Below are 25,760 nucleotides of genomic sequence, written 5' to 3'. Positions count from 1 at the left end.
CGGTGCCCACTGCCGATTGATCAGGATTGCACACATGGTTCACAACGACGTACTTCGCAGCGTGCGCTACATGCTCGACATCAGCGACAAAAAAGTCATCGAGATCATCAAACTGGGTGGCCTGGAAGTGCCCATGGCGGATCTGGTGGGTTACCTCAAGAAAGACGAGGAAGAAGGCTTCGTGTTCTGCCCTGACGAAGTCATGGCGCATTTTCTCGACGGCCTGGTGATCTTCAAGCGCGGCAAGGACGAAAGCCGTCCACCGCAGCCAATCGAAGTGCCGGTCACCAACAACATCATCCTCAAGAAGCTGCGGGTGGCCTTCGAACTGAAGGAAGACGACATGCACGCCATCCTCAAGGCCGCGGAGTTCCCGGTGTCCAAGCCGGAACTGAGCGCATTGTTCCGCAAGTTCGGCCACACCAACTACCGCCCGTGCGGTGACCAGTTACTGCGCAACTTCCTCAAGGGGCTGACGCTGCGCGTCAGAGCTTAAACAACCGCTAAAAGCTTCAAGCGACAAGTTCATAACTTGCAGCTTGCAGCTTGCAACTTGAAGCTCTTGAAATGGCCTACAACGTCTCCCCCATCGGCTACGTCCGCTCCTGCTTCAAGGAGAAGTTCGCCATTCCCCGTCAACCGCAACTGGCCCCGGCCGCGCGCGGTGTGCTGGAGTTGGTGGCGCCATTCGATCAGGGCGATGCGGTGCAGGGCCTGGAGCAGGTCAGCCATGTCTGGCTGCTGTTCCTGTTCCACCAGGCCCTGGAAGACAAGCCACGGCTGAAAGTGCGCCCGCCGCGTCTGGGCGGCAATAAGTCCATGGGGGTGTTCGCCACTCGCGCCACCCATCGCCCCAACGGCATCGGCCAGTCGGTGGTGAAACTGGAGCGGGTCGAAGCCGGGCGCCTGTGGATCTCGGGCATCGACTTGCTGGACGGAACCCCAGTGCTGGATATCAAACCCTACGTGCCCTACGCAGACATCATCGGCTCGGCGCACAACAACATCGCCAGCGCAGCGCCTGAGCTGATTGCGGTGCGATGGGCCAGCTCTGCCCTGCATCAGGCCCGCGACCACGCCAAGCGCCTGGAAGAACCCCTGGTGGAGCTGATCGAACAGTGCCTGGCCCAAGACCCACGTCCGGCGTACCAGATTCCCACGCCCGAACGGGAATATGGTGCGCAGTTCTGGGATCTGGATGTGCGTTGGCATTATCCGCAGCCCGGGGTGATCAAGGTGCTGGAAGTGATTCCGGCGAAATCGTAACCGCCAGAAACGAAAAAGCCCGCGCTGCCTTCTTCAGGTAGCGCGGGCTTTTTCATGGGTAACTGCAGACCGGGTTGCGGCTATCGCGAGCAGGCTCGCTCCCACCTTTGAACTTCAGTGGCCACAAGATTTGTGTTCCCACATATTCCATTGTGGGAGCGAGCCTGCTCGCGATGGCGATCGATCAACCACCGCATAAACCGAGGCTTACTTCTCTACAAACGCCCGCTCGATCAGGTAATCACCCGGCTCACGCATGCGTGGCGAAACAGTCAGGCCGAAACTGTTGAGCACTTCGCTGGTCTCGTCGAGCATGCTCGGGCTACCGCACAGCATGGCGCGGTCGTCCTGCGGGTTGATCGGCGGCAGGCCGATGTCGCGGAACAGCTTGCCGCTGCGCATCAGGTCGGTCAGGCGGCCTTCGTTCTCGAATGGTTCGCGAGTAACGGTCGGGTAGTAGATCAGTTTGTCACGCAGCGCTTCGCCGAAGAATTCGTTCTGCGGCAGGTGTTCGGTAATGAACTCGCGGTAGGCAACTTCATTGACGTACCGTACGCCGTGGCACAGGATCACTTTTTCGAAACGCTCGTAGGTTTCCGGATCCTGGATCACGCTCATGAATGGCGCCAGCCCAGTGCCGGTGCTCAGCAGGTACAAATGCTTGCCAGGCTTGAGATCGTCCAGCACCAGGGTGCCGGTGGGCTTCTTGCTGATGATGATCTCGTCGCCTTCCTTCAGATGCTGCAACTGGGAAGTCAACGGGCCGTCAGGCACCTTGATGCTGAAAAATTCGAGATGCTCTTCCCAGTTCGGACTGGCGATCGAGTAAGCGCGCATAAGCGGGCGGCCGTTGGGCTGCTGCAGGCCGATCATCACGAACTGACCGTTCTCGAAGCGCAGGCCCGGATCACGGGTGCACTTGAAGCTGAACAGAGTGTCGTTCCAGTGATGAACACTGAGGACACGCTCGTGGTTCATGTTGCTCATGTACGGGGACTCCTGGGAATGATGCCTGCGTCGTTAATTTGCGCAATTGCATCGCATTCTAATGGCGGCGACAATATCTGTTAAATGAATTATTAAGATAAGGGTTATCGGTTATATCGATATGCGATTTACTCTACGTCAACTTCAAGTCTTCGTCGCCGTCGCCCAGCAAGAGAGCGTGTCCCGTGCCGCGGGCCTGCTCAATCTTTCGCAGTCGGCGGCCAGCACCTCCATCACCGAACTGGAGCGCCAGTCCAGCTGCCAATTGTTCGACCGCGCCGGTAAACGCCTGAGTCTCAATGCCTTGGGCAAACAACTGCTGCCCCAGGCCGTGGCGCTGCTGGACCAATCCAAGGAGATCGAAGACCTGCTCAACGGCAAGTCCGGTTTCGGCTCACTGGCGGTGGGCGCCACCCTGACCATCGGCAATTACCTGGCGACCTTGCTGATCGGCAGTTTCATGCAGCGTCATCCGGAAAGCCAGGTGAAGCTGCATGTGCAAAACACTGCCAATATCGTGCACCAGGTTGCTCACTATGAAATTGATCTGGGTCTAATCGAAGGCGACTGCAGCCATCCGGACATCGAGGTCCAGAGCTGGGTCGAGGATGAACTGGTGGTGTTTTGCGCCCCTCAACATCCGCTGGCCAAACGCGGCCAGGCGAGCATGGAGGAACTGACCCATGAGGCGTGGATTCTGCGGGAGCAAGGTTCCGGCACCCGCCTGACCTTCGACCAGGCCATGCGTCACCATCGCAGTGCGCTGAACGTGCGTCTGGAACTGGAACACACCGAAGCCATCAAGCGAGCCGTGGAATCGGGCCTGGGGATTGGCTGCATTTCACGCCTGGCCCTGCGTGACGCCTTCCGGCGCGGCAGTCTCGTAGCCGTGGAAACCCCGGACATGGACCTGGCCCGGCAGTTTTATTTCATCTGGCACAAACAAAAATACCAGACGTCGGCCATGCGCGAATTCCTCGAACTGTGCCGGGCATTCACCGCTGGCGTGCAGCGCAGCGACGAAATCGTCCTGCCCCCCATTGCCTGAGCGCCGGGGCACTAGAGCAAAATCAGGCCCCACACCAAGGCAATCATGCTCAAAGCAACGAACTGAGCGGCACTGCCCATGTCCTTGGCATTTTTCGACAACGGGTGCAGCTCCAGGGAAATGCGGTCGATGGCCGCCTCCACCGCCGAGTTGAGCAACTCCACGATCAATGCCAGCAGGCAGACCGCAATCAGCAGCGCCTGCTCGACACGGCTGACATTCAGGAAGAACGACAACGGAATCAGGATGACGTTGAGCAAGACCAACTGACGAAACGCGGCTTCACCAACGAAGGCCGCGCGCAGGCCGTCCAGAGAATAGCCGGAGGCGTTGAGGATGCGTTTCAGGCCGGTTTGGCCTTTAAAAGGCGACATAAGTGGGCAACTGATCAAAAGGGGTGGAGAAGCTAATTCAAACCCGGTCAAAAAAGCGTGAACAAAACGCTACGATTGCGGTGAAATGGACTCAAGTTGCTGCAGCAGCAAGGCCGCCTGGGTCCGGGTGCGCACATTCAGTTTACGAAAGATTGCAGTGACATGGGCCTTGATGGTGGCTTCGGACACGTTCAACTCATAGGCAATCTGCTTGTTCAGCAGGCCTTCACACACCATGGTCAACACGCGGAACTGCTGCGGAGTGAGGCTGGCCAGCCCTTCGCTGGCGGCCTTGGCTTCGTCGGACACGCTCACAGCTTCGAATGCCTGGGGAGGCCAGGACACATCGCCATCCAGGACCGCCTTGACGGCTACCTGGATCATCTCAAGGGAACTGGATTTAGGAATGAAGCCACTGGCGCCGAACTCCCGGGCCTTGACCATCACCGAAGCTTCTTCCTGGGCCGATACCATCACCACAGGAATTTGCGGGTATTGGCCGCGCAGCAAGACCAGCCCGGAAAAACCATAAGCGCCCGGCATGTTCAGATCCAGCAGCACAAGATCCCAATCGGCCTTTTCAGTCAGCCGGGCCTCCAGTTCCGCAATACTGGCCACTTCCGTGAGTCGGACATCGGGGCCCAGCCCCATGGTCACCGCCTGATGTAACGCGCTGCGAAAGAGCGGATGGTCATCGGCTATCAGGATTTCGTATGTGGCCATTTTTCAAATGATCCTGTTTTTAATGGCAGGCCTGATGCACTCACGCCTTGCCCAAGCAACTCAAGATACCGACATGCCGCGGCATCAAAGGGGTACGTTCAACGCCAACACGTAAAAACACGGCGTTTCAAACCTTGGCCGTACCCTAATCGGCGCCAAGCATGCCCAGCGAAACCGGGGTGGTCAAGCAGCACGGCCGCTACCGTGTTCAGTATGGGCCACTATTAAGCCAACACTGGCTGCGCCGTACGAATAAAGGGCTGCAACTCAGCGTGGGCCGCAGTGGACACATCCACCTCCTGCTGTCGTTTGGCACCCAGGTAATGCTGGCTGAACACATCGAAATAGGCATCCAGGGCCGAGGCAGCGTCACTGTCCCCAGCCAGTTCCAGACACAACGCCGCCACTTCGGCGGTGCACAGATGCTCGCTGCGAGTCGAGCGGCGCAAGCGGTAGCGCGACAGCCTGTCGGGCAGCAGGCTCAGAATCGGCAAACGGTCGAAATACGGGCTTTTACGGAAAATCTTGCGCGCCTCGGTCCAGGTCGCATCCAGCAGAATGAACAACGGACGCTTGCCCTGATCGAGGTTGACGGTATGTGTGACCCGCGATGGGTCGACATACTCACCGGGAAACACCAGATATGGCTGCCATTGCGGGTCGTTGAGCAGCGCCAGCAGTTGTTCGTCGACGTCGGTGCGTGACCAGATGAACGCGTGATTGTCGCGCACTACGTCAGCAATCAGCCAACCCGTGTTGCTCGGCTTGAACACTTCCTTGTTGGTCATGATCAGGCAGACACCCGAACGAGCCTCGACGCTCGGACGCCAGGCGCACAGGCAATGGCTCTCGATCACCCGGCAGGCGCTGCAACGGGGCGCGCGCCAGCCACGGGCCTGAATCGGCTTGATACCTTCATCGATGCGCAGGTCGCGCAGACGGGCTACGGCGTTAGGGGCATGGTTCATCGCAGGCGACGCCGACAGGCAGGGAAAATCGACACGAACAAAACTCGGCAGGATAAAGGCCGGCAGTCTACCAGAGCGCGCAAACCTGTACCGTCCACCCGGCCTACCCTATAATTCGCCACCACTGAACGCACAGCCATGTGACCGGTCGAACCACCAGTCACTGAACCAGGAGAGTTTCATGCTGCGCCTTATCGTCCCCACCGTTGCCGTGCTACTGGCGACGTCCGTCACCGCACAGGCCGCTTCGCTGAAAGAACTCGAACTGAATAAGATGCTGCGCAATGTAGCCGCGCAAAGCAGCGCCGGCACGCCCCGGGCAATCAACGAGGACATTCTCGACCAGGGCTATACCGTAGAAGGCACTGAGCTGATCAATCATCTGAGCGTGCAAAGCAGCCACGCCCAGAAAATGCGGGCCGACCCCAAGGCCGTATATTTCCAGCTGGGTGCCACCGTGTGTACCAACCCAGGCTTGCGCAAATTGATGGCCCAAGGCGCGACCATGCGCTACGAGTTCACCGAAGTTAAGACCAATCGCCCCATTGCGACTGAGCGCTTCCAGGAATCCGACTGCCCGAAACCGGCCAAGACCAAAAAATAATCAACCCGAACTGGCGCGCCGCTGCTCATCGTCGGCGCGCAGTTCCGCCACCAGCGCCTGCAGGTAGCGCGAGCGCCATGCTCGGCCTTCCAACCGGCGACAGCACTCCTCCTCGAGGCTTACCCGATTAGCATGAGCCGCTTTCAACAGCGTCAGGTATAACTGCTTGTCGAGCTCCAAAGTTACTCTGGTCATCAGTCCCGCCTCCATGCCCGATCCACTTCAATCCATCGCGCAGCGTCCAGTCCTGGACGCGCCATAGCATTGAATGCTTGCTAATCAGTTAATCAGAGCGGCACGCACCTAGTTGGCAATCTGACGAGCGGCATGACATTTGAGCGGTTGCCAACGATATTTTTTGAGCGCCATGATCAAGACAGCGAAGATCCGCGCGAGGGACTAGATTCAAAAGTATCTCTTTTGCTTAAGGCAGAACGAGGCTGCCCTACCGACACCTTTGCGCGTGACAGTTCTTTCATACAAGGGAAACGCAGAACCCGCAGGATGGCTTGGTCGCCTGTCGCACGCCGCGTCGAACCAGGTCGAACGTCCAGGCACGGTCCTGGGCTGACAACGACACACGGAGTGTCGTGGCCCTGACGAATCTCTCGTTCGGGCTGGGGTTTTGCCAAGAAGGAGAAGCTGAATGCCTTACAAACCGAATGACTTGCTGAGTCGTCATTTTGAGAACCATGGACACGACCTCACCCGCAAGGTCGAAGAGCAACTCAACCTGGTCTCCCCCAACAGCCCGAACCTCCCCATCTACCGAGACATGATCCTGACCGTCCTGCGCATGGCCCAGGAAGATCACAACCGCTGGAATGCCAAGATCACGCTGCAGGCCTTGCGAGAACTGGAGCACGCTTTTCGCACGCTCGAACAATTCAAGGGCCGACGCAAGGTCACGGTCTTCGGTTCGGCCCGAACGCCCATCGAACATCCGCTGTACGGCCTGGCCCGGGAACTGGGGGCGGAGTTGGCACGCTCGGACATGATGGTCATCACTGGCGCCGGCGGTGGCATCATGGCGGCCGCCCATGAAGGCGCTGGCCGGGACCACAGCCTGGGTTTCAACATCACCTTGCCTTTCGAACAGCATGCGAATCCGACCGTTGACGGCACGCAGAATCTGCTGCCGTTCCACTTTTTCTTCACCCGGAAGCTGTTCTTCGTCAAAGAGGCCGACGCACTGGTGCTCTGCCCGGGCGGTTTCGGCACCCTCGATGAAGCGTTGGAAGTCCTGACGTTGGTGCAAACCGGTAAAAGCCCGCTGGTGCCGGTGGTGCTGCTGGATGTACCGGGAGGCAAGTTCTGGCAAGGCGCCCTGCACTTCATCCGTGAGCAACTGGAAGAAAACCGCTACATCCTGCCCACCGATATGAAGTTGATGCGCCTGGTGTACAGCGCTCAAGAGGCAGTAGAGGAGATCAATCAGTTTTACAGCAACTTCCACTCCAGCCGCTGGCTCAAACATCAATTCGTGATCCGTATGAATCACAAGCTGAACGAGCAGGCCCTTGGGCATTTGCAGGCGGAGTTTGCCGACCTGTGCCTCAACGATTGTTTTCATCAACACGCCTACGCCGGCGAGGAACACGACGAGGCCCGTTTCAGCCATCTGACCCGACTGGCCTTTACCTTCAATGCCCGCGATCACGGTCGTTTGAGGGAACTGGTGGATTACATCAACCTGTCGGAAAACTGGGCCCAGCCCGCCACCAAGGCCCAACCCCTCACCTGGGAGCCGATCAAGGTGACCTGAGTCCATAAAAAAACGGCCCGCTATCAAAATAGCGGGCCATTGTTATTTAGTCGTCCATGCCGCGCCCGCTGAATAAACGGTTGATCATTTCCATGGAATATCCTCGATATGCCAGGAAACGTCCTTGCTTGGCTCGCTCCCTAGCATCGATGGGCAGATGCCCTGAGAACTTGCGGCGCCAAGTGTCCATCAGTTGCGCCTGCCAATCGATACCGCTTTCGCGCAAGGCCAGTTCGATATCCGGGCGCTGCAAGCCACGCTGACCGAGTTCCTCACGAATTCGCAAGGGGCCGTATCCAGAGCGAGCGCGATAAGAGACAAAGCTCTCAAGGTAACGAGACTCCGACAACAAGCCCTCTTCCGTCAAACGGTCGAGGGCCGTGTCGATCAACTCATCTGGAGCGCCGCGCTGACGCAGCTTACGCGTCAGCTCGACTCGACCGTGCTCGCGCCTGGCGAGCAGGTCCATCGCGGTTCGCCGCACCGCGACGAGGTTATCGAGTACGACGGTCATCGAATCGATCAGATGTCAGCGTCAGCCAGGTCGTCTGCAGTCTCGCGGTTAGCCACCGACTTGACGTCCGCAACTGGGCTCAGAAGCTTGTCACGCAGTTGCTTCTCGAGGGTTGCTGCAATTTCCGGGTTATCCGCCAGGAACTTGGCCGAGTTGGCCTTGCCCTGACCGATCTTGGTGCCGTTGTAGGCATACCAGGCGCCGGATTTTTCGACGAAACCGTGCAACACACCCAGGTCGATCATCTCGCCATTAAGGTAGATACCCTTGCCGTAAAGAATCTGGAACTCCGCCTGACGGAACGGCGAAGCGACCTTGTTCTTCACAACCTTGACGCGGGTTTCACTGCCGACAACCTCATCGCCTTCTTTCACGGCGCCAGTGCGGCGGATATCCAGACGAACCGAAGCGTAGAACTTCAGCGCGTTACCACCGGTGGTGGTTTCCGGGCTACCGAACATCACGCCGATCTTCATGCGGATCTGGTTGATGAAGATCACCAGGCAGTTGGCGTTCTTGATGTTACCGGTGATCTTGCGCAGGGCCTGGGACATCAGACGAGCCTGGAGGCCCACGTGCATGTCGCCCATTTCACCTTCGATTTCCGCTTTTGGTACCAGTGCAGCCACGGAGTCGACGATGATCACGTCAACGGCATTGGAACGCACCAGCATGTCGGTGATTTCCAGGGCCTGTTCACCGGTGTCCGGCTGGGAAACCAGCAGGTCATCGACGTTAACGCCCAACTTGCCGGCATATTCCGGGTCCAGGGCGTGTTCGGCATCGACGAAGGCGCAGGTCGCACCGGCTTTTTGAGCCTGGGCGATCACGGACAGGGTCAGCGTGGTTTTACCGGAAGATTCAGGACCATAGATTTCAACGATACGGCCTTTTGGCAGGCCGCCGATGCCAAGCGCAATGTCCAGGCCCAGGGAGCCGGTGGAGATGGAAGGAATAGCCTGACGGTCCTGATCGCCCATACGCATTACGGCACCCTTGCCGAATTGACGTTCGATCTGACCCAAGGCCGCAGCCAAGGCTTTCTTCTTGTTGTCGTCCATTAAAGTCCTCACGTAATCAATAAGGCCTGACGGCCAACACCTGTATAAGTAGCCAGTATTATTCCACAGCGATTACAGATCGCCTACCCCTGATTTGAGATTTCTACAGCGGCATGTTGCAACAGCCCCTCTAGCGCGGCCTTCACCGTTTGTCGGCGGACCTCGTCGCGGTTACCCGGGAAGAATCGCTGCTCACTGATGACCGTCTCGCCAACGCCCCAGGCCAGCCATACAGTCCCCACTGGTTTGTTCGGCGTGCCGCCATCAGGGCCGGCCACGCCGCTGACCGCCACGGCAAAACGCGCCAGGCTTTTTTGCTGCGCGCCCCGCACCATTGCCTCGACCACCTCGCGACTGACCGCCCCCACCGTTGCGAACAGCTCGGCCGGCACACCCAGCTGCTGAGTCTTCTGGCGGTTGGAATAGGTGACATAACCCGCCTCGAACCACGCCGAACTCCCGGGAATGCGGGTGATCGCCTCGGCAATCCCGCCTCCGGTACAGGATTCGGCCGTGCTCACATGGGCATTGACCCGCTGCAGGCGTCGGCCCAGTTCAGCGGCCAATTCGGTAATGTCGTCCATGATGCTCTCCTGATTCGATGCAAGGGCCCTACCGTACACGAGCATTCCAGGCTTGCAAGGCTCGCCGGATCAGCGCCCCAATGCCCTGACGTACGCCTGACAGGCCTGCAGAGCGATCAATCCGCGATCCCCTGCGTCGGTGATGGCGATAATTCGTTGAGCATGCGCCGGGTCAAGTCGGGCGCGTGGGGGGCCATGATCCACGCCGCCGGCGCCGGCGGTGGCAGGCACTGCACAACCGGCGGCAACATCGTCGGCGTCGAGGAGGACTGACAGCCGGACATCGGCAGTAGCAAGGCGATCGCGCAGGCGATCCTGGTCACGTTGGGCATCGCTCAAGGCTCGGTAATGGGATTGTTCGCTGGCGGAGAGTTGTTGTTCCAAAGCCAGGCGCTTGTCTTGCTCGGCCTTTTGCTCAATAGCTGCCGCCTGGGTTATTTGATTCAGCGTCTGCGCCTGGACCTGGGCCGCTTGCGCCAGTTTCCGGTCATAACGCCACGTTTGGACTTGCCAGGCCAACACCGCCGGGCCGCCGGCCACCAACGCCAGCAACACAGCGACGCCAAGGGTGCGGGAAGAAAAAGGCATCAAACCGAAGGCTGACATAACACCGCCCTCGCCCGTGCCCAGAGTTGCAGGCGATCCTGCAAGCCATTCAAACCGCCGTTGATACGGCGGGTGATGGTGTTGAACTGATCGCGGTCGGCCAGTTCGTTCAAACCGTTCTGATTCCAGAACCAGGCGGCAGACTCAGCCGCCCATTGCGGTTGCTCCAGCAGTTGCGGCAACGCCAGCAGTCGTTCATCGCCGAACAAACCCAGGCTGCAACGCCGATAATTGTCACGCCCGGTAATCTGAATCAGGCCGCGACCACGATATTGCTGACCGTCACCGTCGGCCTGGGGCGTATTGCCCAAGCGAACGGCCAACGATCCCGTGTCGTACCTGCTGAGATATTGATCACTGCCGAGTTCGCGCACATAGCGCAATTGCCCTGATTCATGGCCAACCTGGGCCAGGAACGCGGCCATGCGTTTGGGTGTGTCGACACGATGGCGCGACATCGCGGTGTTTAGCGCGGAAACAAAAACGCCCGCTTGGGCGCGGGCGTTGGGCATGATGTTGATGAGTTGCTGTTGGGTAACTTCCATAGGTCAGTTCATCGAAGGCGTTATAGATGTTGCTCGGCCAGCCAGGGTGGCGCGGCCGGACGATATTCGGCCGCAGGGAAAAGCTCATCCTGCGGCCAGTCCCTGAGGGCCCGTCGGTACATCTGCAGTTGTGTGTATTGCGTCTGGTCCAGTGTGGTGCCGCTACCGTCGTCCATTTCATCGCGATCCCGCGCGACGAGACGGTCCGTTGCCGATAGCTGGGCATTGCGCCACGCATACTCGTTTTCAGCAGCTTGGCCTGACGTCAGAGGAGGTGGATCTACGAGGATGGGATAACCATTGTCAGGATTGACTGAAATTTTCTTGGGCGACATAGCCAGTTGCTGAAGCAACGATAGCCAATAGGCCCTGGGGACTTCGATGACATCTTCTGGGATATCCGAAGTATTGATACCCGGGACATAAGCGCCGCAGGTACTTGGACTGAACAACACAGTGAATTCGTTCACTCAATACCCCTTCGCAAAATAATATACACCCCACCCGGCCATCGCCTGTCCATCCATATTGCGAACCCGGAAACGACAACCCTGTTTAGTACCGCTTCCTCCAACGAGAATAACCACCGCACCATCACCGCCGACATGGTTGGCTACAACAGAAGCAAAAGCGGTTGGAAATGAAATAGGAAAAGTGACAAACACATCGCCGTTAGCATCGGTCGTGCCGGCTCCCCATTGATCGATAATCCCACTGGCGTATTTTTGATAACCCGGATTACCGAGGTGACCTGAAAACAACGAGGTGTACTTGAGCACAATGGTGCCGCCGATCAGCCGCCATTGGTTGTCGAGTTTGACGAACTCCGCCGTTTCACCCCGCCCCAGATCGATTGGCCCCAAGGCGGCACTTGACGAACCTATCGTATCGGCAGCCGAGGCCGTCGATATGGTGACCACGCCGACACCAACGTTGATAAGTGTCAGCGTCGCCCCATGCATGATCCCGGTAGTGCCAGGCAGCGTGACGCTGATCGGCGTAGCACTGGCAAAACTGACGGCTCCGCCTATGTGCGCCAATGTCAACGCGGTATTGGTTGCGTACGCAGCAAAACCGGAATACTGCAGCCCGCTACGTCTCACGAATTCCGTGGTTGCTACGGACCCGTCATTGTCAAACTGCGCGGCGGTGGTAAATAACCCGTTGCCACGCAACGCCGTCAACAGTTGATTGCTCAGTTGTTCCGAGGGCGTCAGCCCGGCGGCTTGAATGACATTGAGCATCTCCTGCGTGACGCCATTGCCCCAACTGGCGGGGATCAAAGATCCCGGCGTCCCGGTCAAGGGATCCTCATCCACAAACCTGCCATTCACCAAACCCGCACTGGGCACACTTCTTGGATAGTCCACATTGTCCTCCCTTGATACTCAAACGGCCAAAAAACAGGCAATAGAAAACTGCGCCTGTTGATTCGCCCAACAGAGCCCGAAAAAAAAATGAGAAGGTTTAAGCGGTTTGGTCCGTGGCGCTTTAAGCCGCCGACTCAGGCACGACCGGCCAGTTGATGTCGGTTGGAAAACCGGTTTGGTGCTGGATACGGTTCAACTCGACGCAGTAGAGCTTCCACTCCATCAGGGCCAGTTGTTCCTGGTCGTTGGCGTCGCCGATGTCTTCGGCGTATTGGAAAGGAGCGACTTTCTGAACGGCTTCGCGCAGCAATTTCTCGCGCTTTAACAGGGCTTCGCGCTTTAGGTCGGCCAACTGCAGCATCTCGTCAAACACCCAGATGTTATCGCGCCATACATAGTAATTGCCTGGCCACGGTTCGGCTGTGTATATGTCCGGCAATTGGCCGAACTCGGTCCACTCCAGATGAGCGCCGTTGTCCTTGCGATAAACCGAACCGCGCCAGTCCACCATTTCTCGCGGAACGCCGTTCACCATAACCCACGAATGATGATCTTGGGCGGCTGGAAGTTCGAAGGAAAGTTGGATGCCGTTACTGGGAATTTGAATGCCCATCCCGGGAGTTACGAAGAGATCTACCGGGCCAGATAGAACACCGGCGTCATCGAACAGATAAATAAACATAGTTACCTCAGATCAGCTTGATTCGGGCGGGATAGGCGATGTTTCTGGGACGGGTTTCGGTGCTGTATGTCCCGATATCGCCTACGTCGTCTCCGCCCGAAAAAGCCGGATTGGGAAAAGTCGTACCGCGAATCCCTGCTGCAGGTGCCGCGTTTACGTCGTGCGTCATGTCCCAGACGCCATCAGGAATACTAGGGGCTGGACGAATCGCGCTACCTGAACTAGTGGGCAAATAGTGGTTGTGTCTTTCAAGGGCATACATTTGCCTGCTTCCCGCCGAACGGTCGACATCCACTCCGCGGGCCTCATCCAGCACGCGCAAGAATTCACCGCGAATATCCGGAAGTCGAAAAGTCGTAGCACCGTCACCGCTGGTCCACGCGCCCTCGTTCCATCCTCTGGAACCCTCCGTCACTAACGCACCAGACGATTGCGCGTAATCCCACAACCACGGCCAATCGCTACGCACCAGCAAATTGCCATTAAGCACCGCATACCCACCGGGAATGACCTGACGCGTGCTCTCAAAGGAAATACGCCCCAAGGCCGTCGCATCGAACCGCCCCACCGGCCACCAAACCCCAGCTTCGTCACTGCGCAGATGCCACCAGTCACCGCTGCCCATCAATACCAGAAACGGATAACCGCTGGCCGCCAGATGAGTGTGAAACCGGATCCTGTCGCTACCGGAGGCCCGAACTGTCAAACGGTTACCACTGTTATCCACACGCCTCACAATCACATCACGAATGCCAAGCGCCGCATTGGCCGCAGGAAGCGTCACTGTGTTCGCACCAGCACTGGCGTCAATCAGCACCAGCCCCAGCTCGTCGGCTGTCAGCGCTTTAGAAGCCGTTAACCGCGTCACCACCGAACGCATCGGGCTGCTACGCCCGAGAATAGCCTGCAACGCCTTGATCAACTGGCCGGTGTCCGCTTCAGACGGTGTGATGCCAGCGGCGTCGATCACGCCCAGGATTTCCTGGGTGACGCTATTGCCCCAGACCGCCGGAATCAGCGATCCAGGCGTGCCCGCCAACGGGTTTTCATCCACAAACCGACCGTTCACCAGCCCAACGCTGGGAACACTTTTTGGATAGTCCATTTTTACTGCTCTCTATGAGGTGGGTCTCAAGCGCGAAGAGGTAGCGCCCGGATAGTCGCGAGCACATCATCAACGGCTTGGCTGGCAAGATCCGCCTTGCCTTTGGCAATGTGTGCACGAATCTGTGCCTTGGCCTTGAGACGCAGTTCGCGAAGCGCCAGCAGGTTTGCTTCAAATTCGGCGGCCTTGGCGAGAATCTGATCCGCCGCCTGCTTGGCGGTGCGCCCTTTGACGACCCACGCAGAAACGGACAACGGAACCAATTTTTTCGGGTAGCCCTGATCCTTGAAGGCCTGCGCCTCCAGGGCGGCTTGTTGGTATTCCAAGGCACGCAAGGGATCACCGGCCAACGTGCGGCGGGCGCTGTCGGTAGCGGCATCGACCTTGGCGCACAGGCGTTCGGCTTCCTGGTGCAAAAGCTCTGCAGCACTTTCCTCGCTAAGCACCCATGTACCGTCCTCCCAGATATGGGCAGAAGAAGGTGAAGGCGAGCGAAGTCCATCTTCGTATTGGTGCAGCTCTTGAATGACTTTCATCGGATCAGCTCCCAAGACAGGTGAACATTGACTGCGTTGGTAAAGTTGACGGCGATGCCCACGCTGTAATCCGTCAGGGCCTGGTGCCCCTTGATCCCCATGCTCAATAGCAACTCGTCGCTATCGGCATTGGTGGCGCCCAATGTGTGCTCGGCCTGGTACGACTGCCAAAGCGAACGCGACTGGGAATGATCAAAACTGGCCGTGATCGTAGAGACCATCACGTCGTTGATAACGTTATTGGAGGACAGCACACACATCGCAGGACTTGCGGGGTTGGTCCAGCCATTTGGCTGGTTGACAATAGTTGTCGAGGCTGGGCTTAGATAGCTGTAGTTCCCCCCAACCCACCCGGCCTGGGCAAAGGCCAGCGAAGTCAAGGCACTTGAAGAGGGCGTGGGGTTACCCGAAACGAGACGCCCGGCACGCGCATGCGGATCAAGCGGCAAATACACCACGCCAGTGCCGTTAACAGTCTGAGTCCAGCTCAACTGCGCACGGTTGTAAATCGAGCGAATCGTAGGCAAGGAACCCGGCGCCCCGGTTGCTACCCAAGCCAGGCACATATCCAGGGGCGTGGACTGGAATCCACCGCCCGAAGCACCATTTATAGTGCCCTTCAGCGACTCTGGGGCGACGTCGTAAAGGCTTCCACGCTGCATATAAAAGGTCAGCAAATCGCCCGTCACCTGCGCTCTTAAAAAATAGCCGGTGCTTGGCAATAAATCGGCACTGCTCCAGGCCGAGGTTACAAAGGTACGTGACCGGCCCAACCGCCCACTCACCACTTCCTGGCCGATGCTGATATACACACCCGCCGGGATCGAAACTCTCCCACCACTTGTTGATATTGCAGCTGGAGTGACGGGTACACGAGCATCGGCTGTGGCGATGGTTGGCAGCGGCAAAGCAGCGATCGGAAGCGCGAGATCCTGGTTCCAGCCCTTGGCGGCGACCGACTGAATCGCTTCGAGTAATTGATCGTTTTGGGTTTCATCTGGCGCCAGATCCCCCGCCTTGATGACATTCACAATCTCCTGCGTCACCCCATTCCCCCAGGCCGCCGGAATCAACGACCCCGGCGTCCCGGTCAACGGGTTTTCATCCACGAACTTCCCATTCACCAGCCCGGCGCTGGGCACACTCTTCGGATAATCCATTCATCTACTCCCTAGTCATAATTGATGTGAACCTTCGTATGCGCCGGCGCACTACGATGAATCAGGCACTCGAGCGCCGAACCCGGATTGACGCCGAAACGCTCCCCCCAATAGCTGGCGCCAAAACGTCGGCCGAGCAGCAGGCGGCCGCCGGTGTTGAGGGTCCACATGAATTGCGCCTGCCAGGTGCCGAAGTGCGCTTCGCCGAAGCGGGCGCGGCCCATGCGGGGAGCCTTGAGTTCGGTGATGGTGGCGTTGGGGTAGCCCTGGCTCTTGGCGATTTCCACGTAATAAGCGATGGCCTGACTGCCCACCGCCAACAACCGCCGACGCACCGCCAACCGGCGATCGTCATACAGCGGTGTAGCGCCGAGGCACGGGTCGGGCAGGTTCATCACCCGCTCCCAATCCGGCACCAGCTCACTCACCCCCGCCGGGTCCATTTCGTGGAGCAGGTCGGCGGCGCGGGCGTCGAGACGCGCCAATTCCTGGGCGATGCCTTCGAGCACCTCTTCCAGTTCCGGCACACGCTCCGGGTCCCACGCCGGGCCGCTGGGCAGCAGGCTGCGCAGTTGGGCCTGGTACTGCTCGGCGGTTCTTATTCCAGCCATACGCAGCCTCCGAAGGTCAGCAACTGATTGCTGGCGGCGACCACGTCAGCGATGGGCGCGGTGAGTTTGTGGTCGGTTTCACCGGTGGCGCTGCTGATGGCTTCGGCGATGTGGGTCAGCAACAGGGTTTCGCCGAGGCCAGCTTCGCGGTTATGCAGGTCGCGCAGTTGCGCTTCGATGGCGGCGCGCACGGCGCTGGTGTCCGGGGTAATGCGCAGCCGGTAGGTCACCGGCACCTGGGTTGGCGCCAGCACATGCACCTCGGCGGTGACCGGGCGCAGCGGCTCGATATAGGCCCAGACTTCTTCCAGTTGTTCGGTGTTGGGAATCGGCAGTGGATCGTCGTCACGCATGACGAACACGCCAACGGTGCCGGGCCCAAGGTAGCTGCCGCGACACCAGGCGCGGGTGATGCCAGGGCATTCCAGGGCCCAGGTTTCATAGTCCTGCGCGGAACCGCCGTGGGGAATGATGCGGTAGGAACGGATCACCCTGGCCCGCAGGGATTCGAGGCTTTCCCGGGCGAGACCGCCGGTCAGCCCGGGCGCGAGCACGGTGAAGCTGTTGCCGATCCCAAGGATCGGCTGCACCGGCGTCAACACCAGGCCGGCATCGGCATTCCCCAGGCTACCGGCGTCCAACGCGGCGACAGTGGTGCTGTTCAGGCCATTGCTGGTGGTGCGGGCGCTGGTCACTTTGTAGGTGCGCCCATCGCTGGATTGCAGCAGCGTGTCGACATCCAGCACCGCACCCGCGGTGGCGGTGAAACTGACACTGCCGCTGGCCACCTGGGCCGCTTTGCGCGCCTGGTTCAGGCGCAGGGCGGCGATGCGCTCCAGGGTGGATTCGTCGGCCTTGTCCGGGAGGATCTGCTCAGCGATCCAATCCAGGTAGCCATACAGGCCATAGGCGGCGCCACCCAGGGTGCGGGCCAACACTTGGGCATCGGACTGGCGCAGCGAATCGCTGGCCAGGTCGCTTTGGGCGCGCTTGATCAGCACCGGCAGCGAAGGGGTTTCAAACGGCATAGGTCACCTGCCAACTGTTATCGGGGTTGATGTCCAGGCGCTCGCCGTCGGCCAGGGTCAAAACCGTGCGCAGATTCAGGCGCTGGGCGTCGAGGCGTTCGCTGATGATGTCGATGGCGCTGCAATGGCCGTCGTCGATCAGCCATTGCAAGGCTTCGCGGGCATAGAATTCGGCGTCGAGCTGGGTCTGCCGGGTCAGCTTGACCCGGCGCAACAGCCACAGCCGCGAACCGATGCGGTCGTCGGCGACGGTGGGAAAAGTGTCGCCCCACCAGCCGAAACGTTGCTCGTCATCCACGGCATCGTCGTCAGCGGCGCGGCGCCAGGTGAACAGGCTGATCAGCACCGAGCGGGTCAGCGCGGCGTGCAGGTTCTGGCTGATGAACATCATTGGCCTCCCGCCGGCACGCCGGTCTGGCCGTTACCGGCCTGCACGCCGACGTGCACATGCTTGATCTGGCTGATGCCGCCGGCGATCTGGTCGCCCTGGGAAACGAACTTGCCGGTGTGGTTGATGACCGGGCTGTCGATATTCACCGCGCTGCTGGCGCGGATGTTCAAGGTCGCGGTGTCGATGTCGATGACCCGACCGCGCTTGAAGTGGATCTTGTCGCCTTCATCGGTGTAGATCGCCACTTCGCCAGGGGCCAGGGCCTTGAGGCGGAAACGACGGTCGGCGACCACCAGCACCACGGCATGGGAACGGTCACCGCCCAGGAACGTGGCGATGCCCTCGGCACCCGCCAACGGGTTGCTGGTGAAGCCGTAGGGTTCGAAGTGCTCCATGTCGTCGTTCACTTCACCGGCGGTGAGGCGCATTTGCAGCGATTGCAACTTGGTGGCCGAATTGGCGAGCACGACAGTGCCGCGCGCCAGGAGTCGGGTCAGTAGGCTCATTGAGGTTTCCTTCGGAATCGGAAGTTTGAAAGCGGTGTTTATTGGCCATAACTTCTGTTGGCTGTACCGACGCCATCGCGAGCAGGCTCGCTCCCACAGGGGATCTGTGCCGAACACACAACTTGTATCCACTGGAGATCCCTTGTGGGAGCGAGCCTGCTCGCGATGGCCTGGGCTCATTCAACATTGAGGCAAGCTGACCCACCGCTTTCGCGAGCAAGCCCGCTCCCACAAGGAGTTTTGCGTTGGGCTCAGGTTTTGGGCGGCACCGGGTTCGCGTCGAACGTATGGGGCGGCGCGACCTGCAGGGTGGTGACGGAGCCTTGGGCGGACAGTGAATACGTCACTTTGGAGATCAGCATGTCGCCGTCAAACCCCAGCACCGGGTCGATCACTCGCACCAGAGTGTTATGTCGCCACAAATCACCATTGGCCTGACGCCAGCCCTGCACGCGGTAGGTCGTGGTCAGGGCCTTGCCAGTGCGGATGGCGCTTTCCCAATCGGCCCGTTGCTGGGCCAGCTCGAAGGTCAATTGCGCGCTTTCGCTGATCACCGTGACCCGCTTGCGCTTGAAGCCCAGGTCGGTCGCGGTGCCGCAGACTTCGCTCACCGCCGCCCCGCTCTGCTGGTCATTGCCTTTGTGCTGGCCGATGACCCGGTATTCGGAGAACACCTGGCTGTAGTCCATCGGTGCATTGCCCGAGAGAATGTTTTTCCCCAGTTCCAGCACATCACTGGCTCGCCCGCCACTCCCGGGTTTGGCCAGCAACACGCGGCCTTCGGCATCGTCAGTGGAAAACACCCGGAACAACGTCAGCAGACGGTCGATGGATTGAAAGACCGTTTCCCCCGGCACGATGCTGTGTTCGCTCAACCGAGCGGTTTCAGGGATCTCACTGATCACTCCCACGCCATATTGCGAGGCCAGGGCCTGGACGATGCTCAGCACCGTTTGCCCGCGCCATTGGCTCGGGCGATTGATCGCCGCGCAGTCCACCAAGTCCTGGGTCTTGGAACCACCCTCGATGCTCAGGCTGATCTGGCGCCCGTCATAACTGACCGGGGCTTTGAACACGTAGCCGCTGAGCACCAGGTCGGCACCGATGCGCACCTGACATTCATCCCCAGGTCGAATCGGCACCGACTGAGTCTGCCCCGGCCATTGCCAGGTGATGTCGAGTTTGAAGGTGCGGAACTGCCGCTCCAGGTCCGCACTGATTTCCACGCTTTTCCAGCCGCCGTAATCCAGCCCGCCGACGGTGAGCGAGACAGCGTTGTCGAGCTCGTTCATGGTTTATTCCCCCGAGACTTTCAGGTCGTTGGGCGGCAGGAAACCAGGGTGAGCCACGCCATTGCGCTGGGTCACTTCGGTGACCCGGGTAGCATCGGCAAATTGCTGATACGCCACCACCAACGCCGGCAGGCTTTGCTTGAACGACAGGTTGATCAGCCTTACGCCCGACGACGCTACCGCCGTCAGGTGCGCGGCCATCTGCTGACGCAAATTGTTCATCGCCTGGTAGTGATCCGGATCGGCCTTGAGCGAGGCTTGCCAGATGGCCTCGTTGAGGGCATCGCGCAGGGCCAGCACATCGTCGGCCACCGGCACGTCACGACGCTGGACCGGCTGCACCGCCTGCTGCGCCACCGATGGGGTGGCGCCCAACTTGACCGCCGGTGCGGCCACCGGCATCGCCGCAATCCATTGCGCGGCCTGCACCAACAGCGTGTCCTGGACCAGATCGGCCACGGCCTGGGCCGCCGCCGTGGTGTCCTTGCCAGTGGTGAGTTTGGGGGCGTCCGCCGTGCGAATCGCCTCGACCTGTTGCGACACGCTGGCAATCACGCCGCGATAGCCGTCACGGGCAAAGTCCTTCAATTCCCGGATGTCCCCCAGCAACCCTTTGAACTCGGCCGCCACTTCCTTGGGCAGCTCCTTCACCGCCTTGACCAGATCGCTGAGTTGCCGATAAGTCTCGATCAACGGTTTGAGTTCCTGCTCGATGACGCCGTAGACATCCTTGAGGCTGTTGCGCAGGTCAGCGATGCCGATCCGCGCGGCCTTGATCAGCGTCATGGCCTCTTCGAAGCGCCGCACCGCCGCCCCCAGAAAACTGTCAGCCGACACCAATAACAGTTTCTGACTGTTGATCGCGGCCGACGGGAATTGCAGCGGCTGGTCGGGGTAGAACTTCAGAGCGAAGGTCACCAGGCCACCGTCCTGGCGGGTGTGGGTCATGTCGCATTCACCGACCTTGACCTGCAGGCGCCCCAACCACGGATGCACCAGTTCGCCGCTGCCCTGCTCCAGGGCCTTGAGCAACTTGTCGCGCTGCTCCAGGCAATCGGGGCCGACGATGAACGCGGTCAGCTCATGAATCTTCGCTTGCTGACCGAGACCTTCGAAGAACGGCTGGTCACGCTGGGGATATTCATGCAACTGGCCCTTGTGGCCGACCGGGGTTTTCGCCTGATCGACCCAGAACCCGACACCACGAAACGACGCCGGCAACAAACGATCACGCCAGCTCATTGGAACCTCCTGTGGAAAGTGAGCGATAGCCGATGCGCGAACTCACCGCCAGGGCCGGTTGATTGGTCTGTGGCGGATCGGCGCGCAAACCGGCCGGCGCGTTTTCGAAGCGCACGGTCAGGCCGCCTTCGAGCTGCGTGCGATTGTTGGCGGCGCTTTGTTGCACCAGGGCGCTGGAGGTTTGCGGCAATGCGCCTGGCGTCAATGAGGTTTTCATCGGCAGGTTGCCGGACGCCGGCGCAAGGCTGGATGACAGGCCCGCAGGCGGCTCACTGGCCCCACCAAAAAACGCCGGCGCCAGCTCGCCCTTGCCTTCGGCATTGGTCTGGCGCTGCGCCTCGGTCAACCCTTCGACCTTGCCGGTGAACGAGGTGATGATTTCGCCGAAGTCGCCGTTGAAGAACGCCTTGATCGGTGCAATCACGCCCTGCAGTTCGTCCCACCACTGGCTGAACCATTCACCCACCGGCCCCCACTGTCGGGTCAGGCCCTCAATGGGCGACCAGTCGAACAAACCGCTGAACACCGCCAGCATGATCGACACCTGATTACGAATGCCTTCCCAGATCCCGGCGAAGACTTCCCCGATCGTGCCCCAGTTGGCCATGATCAGCCCCAGCGGCGTCCAGTCGAACAGACCTTTCAGCGCGTCCATTACCGGCACCGTCAACGCCTTGAGCAGATCCCAGCTCGCTGCGAACAACCCGGTCAGGGGCGCCCAGTTGCCGATGATCAAACCCAACGGTGACCAGGCGAACAGCGTCTGCATGAAACCGATGACCGGCGTTGCGGCCGCCACGATCACATTCCAGAGCGCGCCGAAAAAACTGCTGATCGGGCCCCAGTTGCTGATCATCAGCCCCATCGGGGTGAAAGCGAACATCGTCTTGAAGAACTCGACCATCGGCATGACGATCGGCGCTAGCTTCTGCCAAAGCCCGGCGAAGAACGCCGAGATTGGTGTCCAATGGGCGATGATCATTCCGGCCGCCAAGGCGATGCCCATGGCAATCAAGCCGATGGGGTTCATCTTCAAGGCCAGGTTGACCACTTCCAGCGCCTGGCTCGCACCACTGACCGCCGTTTGAATCGCATTGAACGCCACGACGCCAGTCGCCAGGCCCTGCACCAATTGCGGGTTATCCTGCAGCACCTGGGCCACACCCGTGACCATCGGCTGCAAGCTGGCTGCCGCCGCGTTGACCGCCGGCCCCAGGGCCGAACCGAACTGCACCGACACATTGCTGATGGAAGTTTTCAATCCATCCAGGCTTTGTGCCGCCACACGCGGCGCTTCAGGTGCCTTCAAGCTGCTGGCCGCCGCGTTCGCCGCGCCCACTTCACCTTTGAAAGCCTCTGCTGACGTGAGCCCCTCCATGAACGGTTTGGCCAGGCCGCCCTCGGGGAGCAGAGCGGAAATATCCAGGCTGCCAAGGCCCGTGGCATCGAGGTTCTGCTTGAAGCTGGCGACCTTCGCTCGAAGACTGGCAAGCTTGGGCGACAGCTCATCGATGCCGGTCAGCAGCACCGCTTTTTTCTCTACCTTTTGTGTCTCTGCCATCACTGCACCTGCTGCATCGCATTGATCCGTTGCGCGTGCTCCAGGGACTCGCGGAGCACATCCAGTGGCCTGGCCATCATCTGTTCGGGGTCAACCTTCCAGAACCAGGCCAGGTCATAGGCGGCTGCGATCAGGTCGCCGATGGCTGCGACGCCGCACTCATGAAAAAACTCGCGACGGCCCAGCTCAGTGCGTTGAGGTCAGCCAAGTCCAACTGGTTGACCGACGACGGCGGGATGCCGGCGCAGACCGCGATGTATTTGGCCGCGACGTCCATGTCCAGGCTCACCTCCTCGCTCTTGTCGATCTTGTACGGCAGCGCCTTGATCGCCCGGACCTCCTGCACCGTCGGACGGCGCAGGGTCAGTTCGCTCAGCGGCTCGCCGTGGGCCTCGATGGCCACGCGCAGCGTCACGACATCGCTCATTGCCAGGTCCCCTTGATGCCTTCGAATTTCAGTTCGATGGTGGCGTCGTCGCCCTTGGACACCGGCTCTTCCACCAGATAGGCGCCGGCCAGTACGTAAACCTTGCCGTTGTTGAATTCGCAGGTGACGGTCATGTCGGTGCCGGCGACCAGTTGCTTGAGCGGGAAGTCCGCGGTGTGCAGCGCCGTCACCTTGAAGGACGGGGCAATGTCGGTTTCCTTGTAGAAACCCGGTACGACGGTTTCGCGTTTGGTGAACATCAGTGGCGCTTCGCAGCCGCCGTTGATGGTCAGTTGAGCGCCGTCCACTTTGACGTAGCAGGTGCCCGCAATCAGTTGACCCATGGTGTTTCTCCCTTCAAATAAAAAGCCCACACGAGGTGGGCGCAGTTCATACGTTCAAACGCGACTTTCAGGCGGCGTCGTCGTATTGCAGACGGAACTGGTTGAGCAGTGCGAACACCCGCAAACCATTGATGTAGTCCGGCGGGAACAGCACATTGACCCGGCTCGGGTCCTGACTGTCACGCTCGACAACCAGGTGCTCGGCGAACAGCTCGGCGTTTTCCACGTGGCCTTCCAGCTCCAGCTTGGCGTACTGGGCGATCAACTCGCCGCGAATGGTGCTCGGCGTCACGATGGGCTGGCCGGCGCCAAAACGAGTGCCGTCGGCAGCCAGTTTGTGGCGCCCATATTTGCTGGTGATCACACTTTGCAGGCGACGCACGATGAACGCCGACTGGTGCATGGTTTCGCTGTCCAGGTAGGAATTGTCAGCCTGGCCAAAGGCGTTCTTCTGATAGGTGGTGATCGAACGCTGGATGCGCACGTAGCCACCTTCGTAGTACGCCGTGGCGATACCGTAGTTGAGCAGCGACTGACGCTCGGTCAGGGTGAAACGTTCGCTGGCCGGCGCCGGATCCAGGCCTGGCAGACTGCCGCTCTGGGTCGGACGGCTGGCGTCGGCGGAAATGAACACCGCAGTACGGGCGGCCAATGCAGCGGCCTGGACCCAGAACGGTTGCGGCACACCCAATTCCAGGGCCTGGATAGTCATGTGCTGGTCGTTGCGCGCCTGACCGGCCGCCACCAGGGTGCCGATGGTGCCGCGCTTGGCGCTGTAGACATGGCCGAACAACTGCTTGGCCCAGGACCAGCGACCAGTGCTGTCGTCCATGACCGCTTGCCAGGTGTTGAGGCTTGCCACATCGGACCACGGCATCGCGATGAATTCGAACGGCTCGTCACCCAGCGCCGCGACGGCGGCGGTCTGGTCCGGCACACCGGCCCCACCGGTCATTGCCGTGATCGCTGTGGTCAGGCCGGCAGGGGTGTCTTCACCATTGCTCTTGCCCAGGCGATTGAATTGCAGGCTGATGTCGTTACCGCTGTCGCCGGTCCATTTGGCGCTCAGGGTCACAACACCCTCGGCAGCCGCAGCAATCACCGGCAGATCGGCCGCCGCGTTGATCTTCAAGGCCAGCGCAGTGGCGGCTTGAGCGGCCGTCGCTCCATTGACGATGGCCGCCTGAACGCGCACGCCACCCACATACAGATTGAGCATGCCGCTTTGAGTGGCGGCGCCGGTCAGGGTCAGCACGCCCTGGGCAATGGCACCTTCGACGTTGTGCAGCGGCAGGCACCAGATCTCGCCCAGCGGGTCGGTCTTGCGCCAGGTTTCGTACATCGAGGCGAGCATCGAACCTTGACCGCCGATGTTTTTGGCCAGCGCAACGCTGGACACCAGCACCAGTTTACCGACCTCGGCCGGGGCCACGTTGTCGTTGACCTGGGCCACGATCAACCGGCGCATGGCCGACGACGCGCTATTGGCCGCCGAGTTGTCCATTTCGGCGTAGAACAGCGGAACACGAATGTCCGCGGGAATGTTGCTGAATCCGATCGCCATTATTTGGCTCCCTGTGGTTTTGCCGCTTTCACGGTTTTGGTAGTGATATCGCCATCGGCCAGACGTCGACGCCACCAGGCGCTGTCCGGTACTTCACGGCCCTCGAGGGGCAACAGATCGCCCGCTTCCGGGTCCGGTACGGCACGGCCCGGGGCCGGCAGCACGGTGATGCGTTTGCTCATGGGGTTACGTCTCCAGAGAAGGTCAGTTCCACGCGCCCATCAGGGCCGGGACGTTTCAGGTTGGGGTCCGCCGGGTCGATGGCATCGACCCGCACGGTGGCCCCGGTAAAGGACGACAAGCCGTCCAGTTCACGCTCGTGCCAGCTTTCGGCAGGCTGGCTCGCCAGATTGCGGCCCAGCTGGAACTCGGCGAAAAAGTGCAGCCGGTACAACACACGGCTGCTGTTGATGGAAACCAGTTCACTGCCGTCATACTCGATGCCGGTGTAGTCACCACCGGGCTTGAACCCCACCAGCGCCCGCCACAGTTCGGCGCGCAGGTCGTGCAGCAGATCCAGCGCTTTTGTCGCATCGGTGGCGTCGAGCACCAGTACGGTGTCGAAACGGTCACGCACCGCTTGCAGCGTGGCGTTCTGGGCGGCGTTCTTGCTGGCAATGTCGGCGCTTGGCAGGACATAGGCGCAGGGGTTTTGCAGCGGTGTGTCAGCTTGCAACGTGGCGAGGTCAAACCCTGCTGCCACGCGATTGCCGAGCGCAGGACATTGCTCACGCAGTTGCGTGAGGATCGGAGTGATCTTCATGGAGGTGCTCCAGTTATATGGAAGGCGCAGTCAGAACTGTGGGAGCGAGCCTGCTCGCGATGGCGGTGTGTCAGGCAACATCAATGCTGGCTATGACGGCCTCATCGCGAGCAGGCTCGCTCCCACAGGGGAG

At 60.1% G+C, this 25,760-nt stretch carries 34 protein-coding genes; 6 read left to right on the top strand and 28 right to left on the bottom strand.

Going from position 1 to position 25,760, the window contains the following annotated elements:
• Window positions 1-34: 34 nt before the first annotated feature.
• Complete coding sequence (locus QOM08_RS05925; RefSeq protein WP_092401030.1) at window positions 35-496, top strand: DUF1456 family protein; 462 nt, start codon at window positions 35-37, stop codon at window positions 494-496.
• A gap of 71 nt (window positions 497-567) precedes the next feature.
• Complete coding sequence (gene tsaA / locus QOM08_RS05920; protein ID WP_139051066.1) at window positions 568-1,266, top strand: tRNA (N6-threonylcarbamoyladenosine(37)-N6)-methyltransferase TrmO; 699 nt, start codon at window positions 568-570, stop codon at window positions 1,264-1,266.
• A 207-nt stretch (window positions 1,267-1,473) separates the two neighbouring features.
• On the opposite strand, the gene fpr is transcribed toward tsaA, so the two are convergent.
• Entirely contained in the window at window positions 1,474-2,253 is a 780-nt protein-coding gene (gene fpr, locus QOM08_RS05915; protein ID WP_003184787.1) for a ferredoxin-NADP reductase, read from the bottom strand.
• Window positions 2,254-2,374: 121 nt separating this feature from the next.
• On the opposite strand from fpr, the gene QOM08_RS05910 reads away from it, so the two are divergent.
• The gene (locus QOM08_RS05910) at window positions 2,375-3,301 is read left to right on the top strand and encodes a LysR family transcriptional regulator (protein ID WP_160891692.1); all 927 of its coding nucleotides are present in this window, start codon (window positions 2,375-2,377) and stop codon (window positions 3,299-3,301) included.
• Window positions 3,302-3,312: 11 nt separating this feature from the next.
• Here the strand turns inward: QOM08_RS05910 and QOM08_RS05905 are convergent, their stop codons facing one another.
• The 3 genes from QOM08_RS05905 to QOM08_RS05895 form a co-directional block, all read right to left on the bottom strand.
• Window positions 3,313-3,675: a diacylglycerol kinase gene (locus QOM08_RS05905; protein ID WP_139051022.1), complete on the bottom strand. Its 363-nt coding sequence runs from the start codon at window positions 3,673-3,675 to the stop codon at window positions 3,313-3,315.
• A 69-nt stretch (window positions 3,676-3,744) separates the two neighbouring features.
• The gene (gene erdR / locus QOM08_RS05900; RefSeq protein WP_047230029.1) at window positions 3,745-4,398 is read right to left on the bottom strand and encodes a response regulator transcription factor ErdR; all 654 of its coding nucleotides are present in this window, start codon (window positions 4,396-4,398) and stop codon (window positions 3,745-3,747) included.
• A 224-nt stretch (window positions 4,399-4,622) separates the two neighbouring features.
• A complete protein-coding gene (locus QOM08_RS05895) occupies window positions 4,623-5,366 on the bottom strand; it encodes a tRNA-uridine aminocarboxypropyltransferase (protein WP_316912699.1) in 744 nt (247 codons plus the stop codon).
• A gap of 181 nt (window positions 5,367-5,547) precedes the next feature.
• Between QOM08_RS05895 and QOM08_RS05890 the strand changes: the two genes are divergently transcribed.
• On the top strand, window positions 5,548-5,970 hold the full coding sequence (locus tag QOM08_RS05890) for a PA3611 family quorum-sensing-regulated virulence factor (RefSeq protein ID WP_047230027.1): 423 nt from the start codon (window positions 5,548-5,550) through the stop codon (window positions 5,968-5,970).
• On the opposite strand, the gene QOM08_RS05885 is transcribed toward QOM08_RS05890, so the two are convergent.
• Window positions 5,971-6,165 (bottom strand): hypothetical protein, encoded by a 195-nt coding sequence (locus QOM08_RS05885; RefSeq protein WP_160891688.1) that lies wholly within the window; start codon window positions 6,163-6,165, stop codon window positions 5,971-5,973. It lies immediately after the preceding gene.
• Window positions 6,166-6,616: 451 nt separating this feature from the next.
• Between QOM08_RS05885 and QOM08_RS05880 the strand changes: the two genes are divergently transcribed.
• Window positions 6,617-7,735: a TIGR00730 family Rossman fold protein gene (locus tag QOM08_RS05880; RefSeq protein WP_139051024.1), complete on the top strand. Its 1,119-nt coding sequence runs from the start codon at window positions 6,617-6,619 to the stop codon at window positions 7,733-7,735.
• Between the two features lie 46 nt (window positions 7,736-7,781).
• Here QOM08_RS05880 and recX read toward each other — a convergent pair whose 3' ends face one another.
• From recX to rz1, 4 genes are all read right to left on the bottom strand, one after another.
• Window positions 7,782-8,249, bottom strand: coding sequence for a recombination regulator RecX (recX, locus tag QOM08_RS05875; protein ID WP_107321595.1), 468 nt, complete (start codon window positions 8,247-8,249; stop codon window positions 7,782-7,784).
• Between the two features lie 8 nt (window positions 8,250-8,257).
• Window positions 8,258-9,310, bottom strand: coding sequence for a recombinase RecA (gene recA / locus QOM08_RS05870; protein WP_047230023.1), 1,053 nt, complete (start codon window positions 9,308-9,310; stop codon window positions 8,258-8,260).
• A gap of 83 nt (window positions 9,311-9,393) precedes the next feature.
• Entirely contained in the window at window positions 9,394-9,894 is a 501-nt protein-coding gene (locus tag QOM08_RS05865) for a CinA family protein (RefSeq protein WP_047230022.1), read from the bottom strand.
• Between the two features lie 116 nt (window positions 9,895-10,010).
• The gene (gene rz1 / locus QOM08_RS29040) at window positions 10,011-10,145 is read right to left on the bottom strand and encodes a lysis system o-spanin lipoprotein Rz1 (protein WP_410479135.1); all 135 of its coding nucleotides are present in this window, start codon (window positions 10,143-10,145) and stop codon (window positions 10,011-10,013) included.
• A 97-nt stretch (window positions 10,146-10,242) separates the two neighbouring features.
• On the opposite strand from rz1, the gene QOM08_RS29035 reads away from it, so the two are divergent.
• The gene (locus QOM08_RS29035) at window positions 10,243-10,497 is read left to right on the top strand and encodes a hypothetical protein (RefSeq protein ID WP_410479126.1); all 255 of its coding nucleotides are present in this window, start codon (window positions 10,243-10,245) and stop codon (window positions 10,495-10,497) included.
• Here the strand turns inward: QOM08_RS29035 and QOM08_RS05855 are convergent.
• The 19 genes from QOM08_RS05855 to QOM08_RS05765 form a co-directional block, all read right to left on the bottom strand.
• On the bottom strand, window positions 10,482-11,045 hold the full coding sequence (locus QOM08_RS05855) for a glycoside hydrolase family 19 protein (RefSeq protein ID WP_316912697.1): 564 nt from the start codon (window positions 11,043-11,045) through the stop codon (window positions 10,482-10,484). The genes QOM08_RS29035 and QOM08_RS05855 overlap by 16 nt on opposite strands.
• Window positions 11,046-11,065: 20 nt before the next feature.
• A complete protein-coding gene (locus tag QOM08_RS05850) occupies window positions 11,066-11,515 on the bottom strand; it encodes a phage tail assembly chaperone (RefSeq protein WP_316912696.1) in 450 nt (149 codons plus the stop codon).
• The gene (locus tag QOM08_RS05845; RefSeq protein ID WP_316912695.1) at window positions 11,516-12,415 is read right to left on the bottom strand and encodes a phage tail protein; all 900 of its coding nucleotides are present in this window, start codon (window positions 12,413-12,415) and stop codon (window positions 11,516-11,518) included.
• Window positions 12,416-12,536: 121 nt separating this feature from the next.
• Window positions 12,537-13,097 carry a tail fiber assembly protein gene (locus tag QOM08_RS05840; protein ID WP_316912694.1) on the bottom strand — a complete coding sequence of 187 codons (561 nt, stop codon included), beginning with the start codon at window positions 13,095-13,097 and terminating at the stop codon, window positions 12,537-12,539.
• Window positions 13,098-13,104: 7 nt separating this feature from the next.
• On the bottom strand, window positions 13,105-14,202 hold the full coding sequence (locus QOM08_RS05835; protein WP_316912693.1) for a phage tail protein: 1,098 nt from the start codon (window positions 14,200-14,202) through the stop codon (window positions 13,105-13,107).
• A gap of 26 nt (window positions 14,203-14,228) precedes the next feature.
• Window positions 14,229-14,738 (bottom strand): phage tail protein, encoded by a 510-nt coding sequence (locus tag QOM08_RS05830; protein WP_316912692.1) that lies wholly within the window; start codon window positions 14,736-14,738, stop codon window positions 14,229-14,231.
• Window positions 14,735-15,898: a phage tail protein gene (locus QOM08_RS05825; protein WP_316912691.1), complete on the bottom strand. Its 1,164-nt coding sequence runs from the start codon at window positions 15,896-15,898 to the stop codon at window positions 14,735-14,737. The genes QOM08_RS05830 and QOM08_RS05825 overlap by 4 nt, the downstream gene beginning before the upstream one ends.
• An 11-nt stretch (window positions 15,899-15,909) precedes the next feature.
• Window positions 15,910-16,509: a YmfQ family protein gene (locus QOM08_RS05820; RefSeq protein ID WP_047230013.1), complete on the bottom strand. Its 600-nt coding sequence runs from the start codon at window positions 16,507-16,509 to the stop codon at window positions 15,910-15,912.
• A complete protein-coding gene (locus QOM08_RS05815; protein ID WP_316912690.1) occupies window positions 16,497-17,537 on the bottom strand; it encodes a baseplate J/gp47 family protein in 1,041 nt (346 codons plus the stop codon). The genes QOM08_RS05820 and QOM08_RS05815 overlap by 13 nt, the downstream gene beginning before the upstream one ends.
• Window positions 17,527-17,925 (bottom strand): phage GP46 family protein, encoded by a 399-nt coding sequence (locus QOM08_RS05810; protein WP_047230011.1) that lies wholly within the window; start codon window positions 17,923-17,925, stop codon window positions 17,527-17,529. Before QOM08_RS05810 ends, QOM08_RS05815 begins: the two co-directional genes overlap by 11 nt.
• Window positions 17,925-18,434 carry a phage baseplate assembly protein V gene (locus QOM08_RS05805; RefSeq protein WP_047230010.1) on the bottom strand — a complete coding sequence of 170 codons (510 nt, stop codon included), beginning with the start codon at window positions 18,432-18,434 and terminating at the stop codon, window positions 17,925-17,927. The genes QOM08_RS05810 and QOM08_RS05805 overlap by 1 nt, the downstream gene beginning before the upstream one ends.
• 251 nt (window positions 18,435-18,685) lie before the next feature.
• The gene (locus tag QOM08_RS05800) at window positions 18,686-19,726 is read right to left on the bottom strand and encodes a phage baseplate assembly protein (RefSeq protein ID WP_316912689.1); all 1,041 of its coding nucleotides are present in this window, start codon (window positions 19,724-19,726) and stop codon (window positions 18,686-18,688) included.
• Between the two features lie 3 nt (window positions 19,727-19,729).
• The gene (locus QOM08_RS05795) at window positions 19,730-20,968 is read right to left on the bottom strand and encodes a DNA circularization protein (RefSeq protein WP_316912688.1); all 1,239 of its coding nucleotides are present in this window, start codon (window positions 20,966-20,968) and stop codon (window positions 19,730-19,732) included.
• Window positions 20,955-22,529: a phage tail protein gene (locus QOM08_RS05790; protein WP_316912687.1), complete on the bottom strand. Its 1,575-nt coding sequence runs from the start codon at window positions 22,527-22,529 to the stop codon at window positions 20,955-20,957. Before QOM08_RS05790 ends, QOM08_RS05795 begins: the two co-directional genes overlap by 14 nt.
• Window positions 22,530-22,659: 130 nt before the next feature.
• Window positions 22,660-22,956 carry a phage tail assembly protein gene (locus tag QOM08_RS05785; protein ID WP_047230006.1) on the bottom strand — a complete coding sequence of 99 codons (297 nt, stop codon included), beginning with the start codon at window positions 22,954-22,956 and terminating at the stop codon, window positions 22,660-22,662.
• Complete coding sequence (locus tag QOM08_RS05780) at window positions 22,953-23,300, bottom strand: phage tail tube protein (RefSeq protein ID WP_003198314.1); 348 nt, start codon at window positions 23,298-23,300, stop codon at window positions 22,953-22,955. The genes QOM08_RS05785 and QOM08_RS05780 overlap by 4 nt, the downstream gene beginning before the upstream one ends.
• Window positions 23,301-23,367: 67 nt before the next feature.
• Window positions 23,368-24,864, bottom strand: coding sequence for a phage tail sheath subtilisin-like domain-containing protein (locus tag QOM08_RS05775; protein WP_047230005.1), 1,497 nt, complete (start codon window positions 24,862-24,864; stop codon window positions 23,368-23,370).
• Window positions 24,864-25,046 carry a DUF2635 domain-containing protein gene (locus tag QOM08_RS05770; RefSeq protein ID WP_047230004.1) on the bottom strand — a complete coding sequence of 61 codons (183 nt, stop codon included), beginning with the start codon at window positions 25,044-25,046 and terminating at the stop codon, window positions 24,864-24,866. The genes QOM08_RS05775 and QOM08_RS05770 overlap by 1 nt, the downstream gene beginning before the upstream one ends.
• Window positions 25,043-25,627, bottom strand: coding sequence for a hypothetical protein (locus QOM08_RS05765; protein WP_274090927.1), 585 nt, complete (start codon window positions 25,625-25,627; stop codon window positions 25,043-25,045). The genes QOM08_RS05770 and QOM08_RS05765 overlap by 4 nt, the downstream gene beginning before the upstream one ends.
• Window positions 25,628-25,760 lie beyond the last annotated feature (133 nt).

The organism is Pseudomonas sp. P105, from assembly GCF_032614175.1.
GTDB classification, from domain to species: domain Bacteria; phylum Pseudomonadota; class Gammaproteobacteria; order Pseudomonadales; family Pseudomonadaceae; genus Aquipseudomonas; species Aquipseudomonas rhizophila.
The sequence above is the reverse complement of the archived record's forward strand: the minus strand, read 5'-3'. Positions and strand labels throughout refer to the sequence as shown.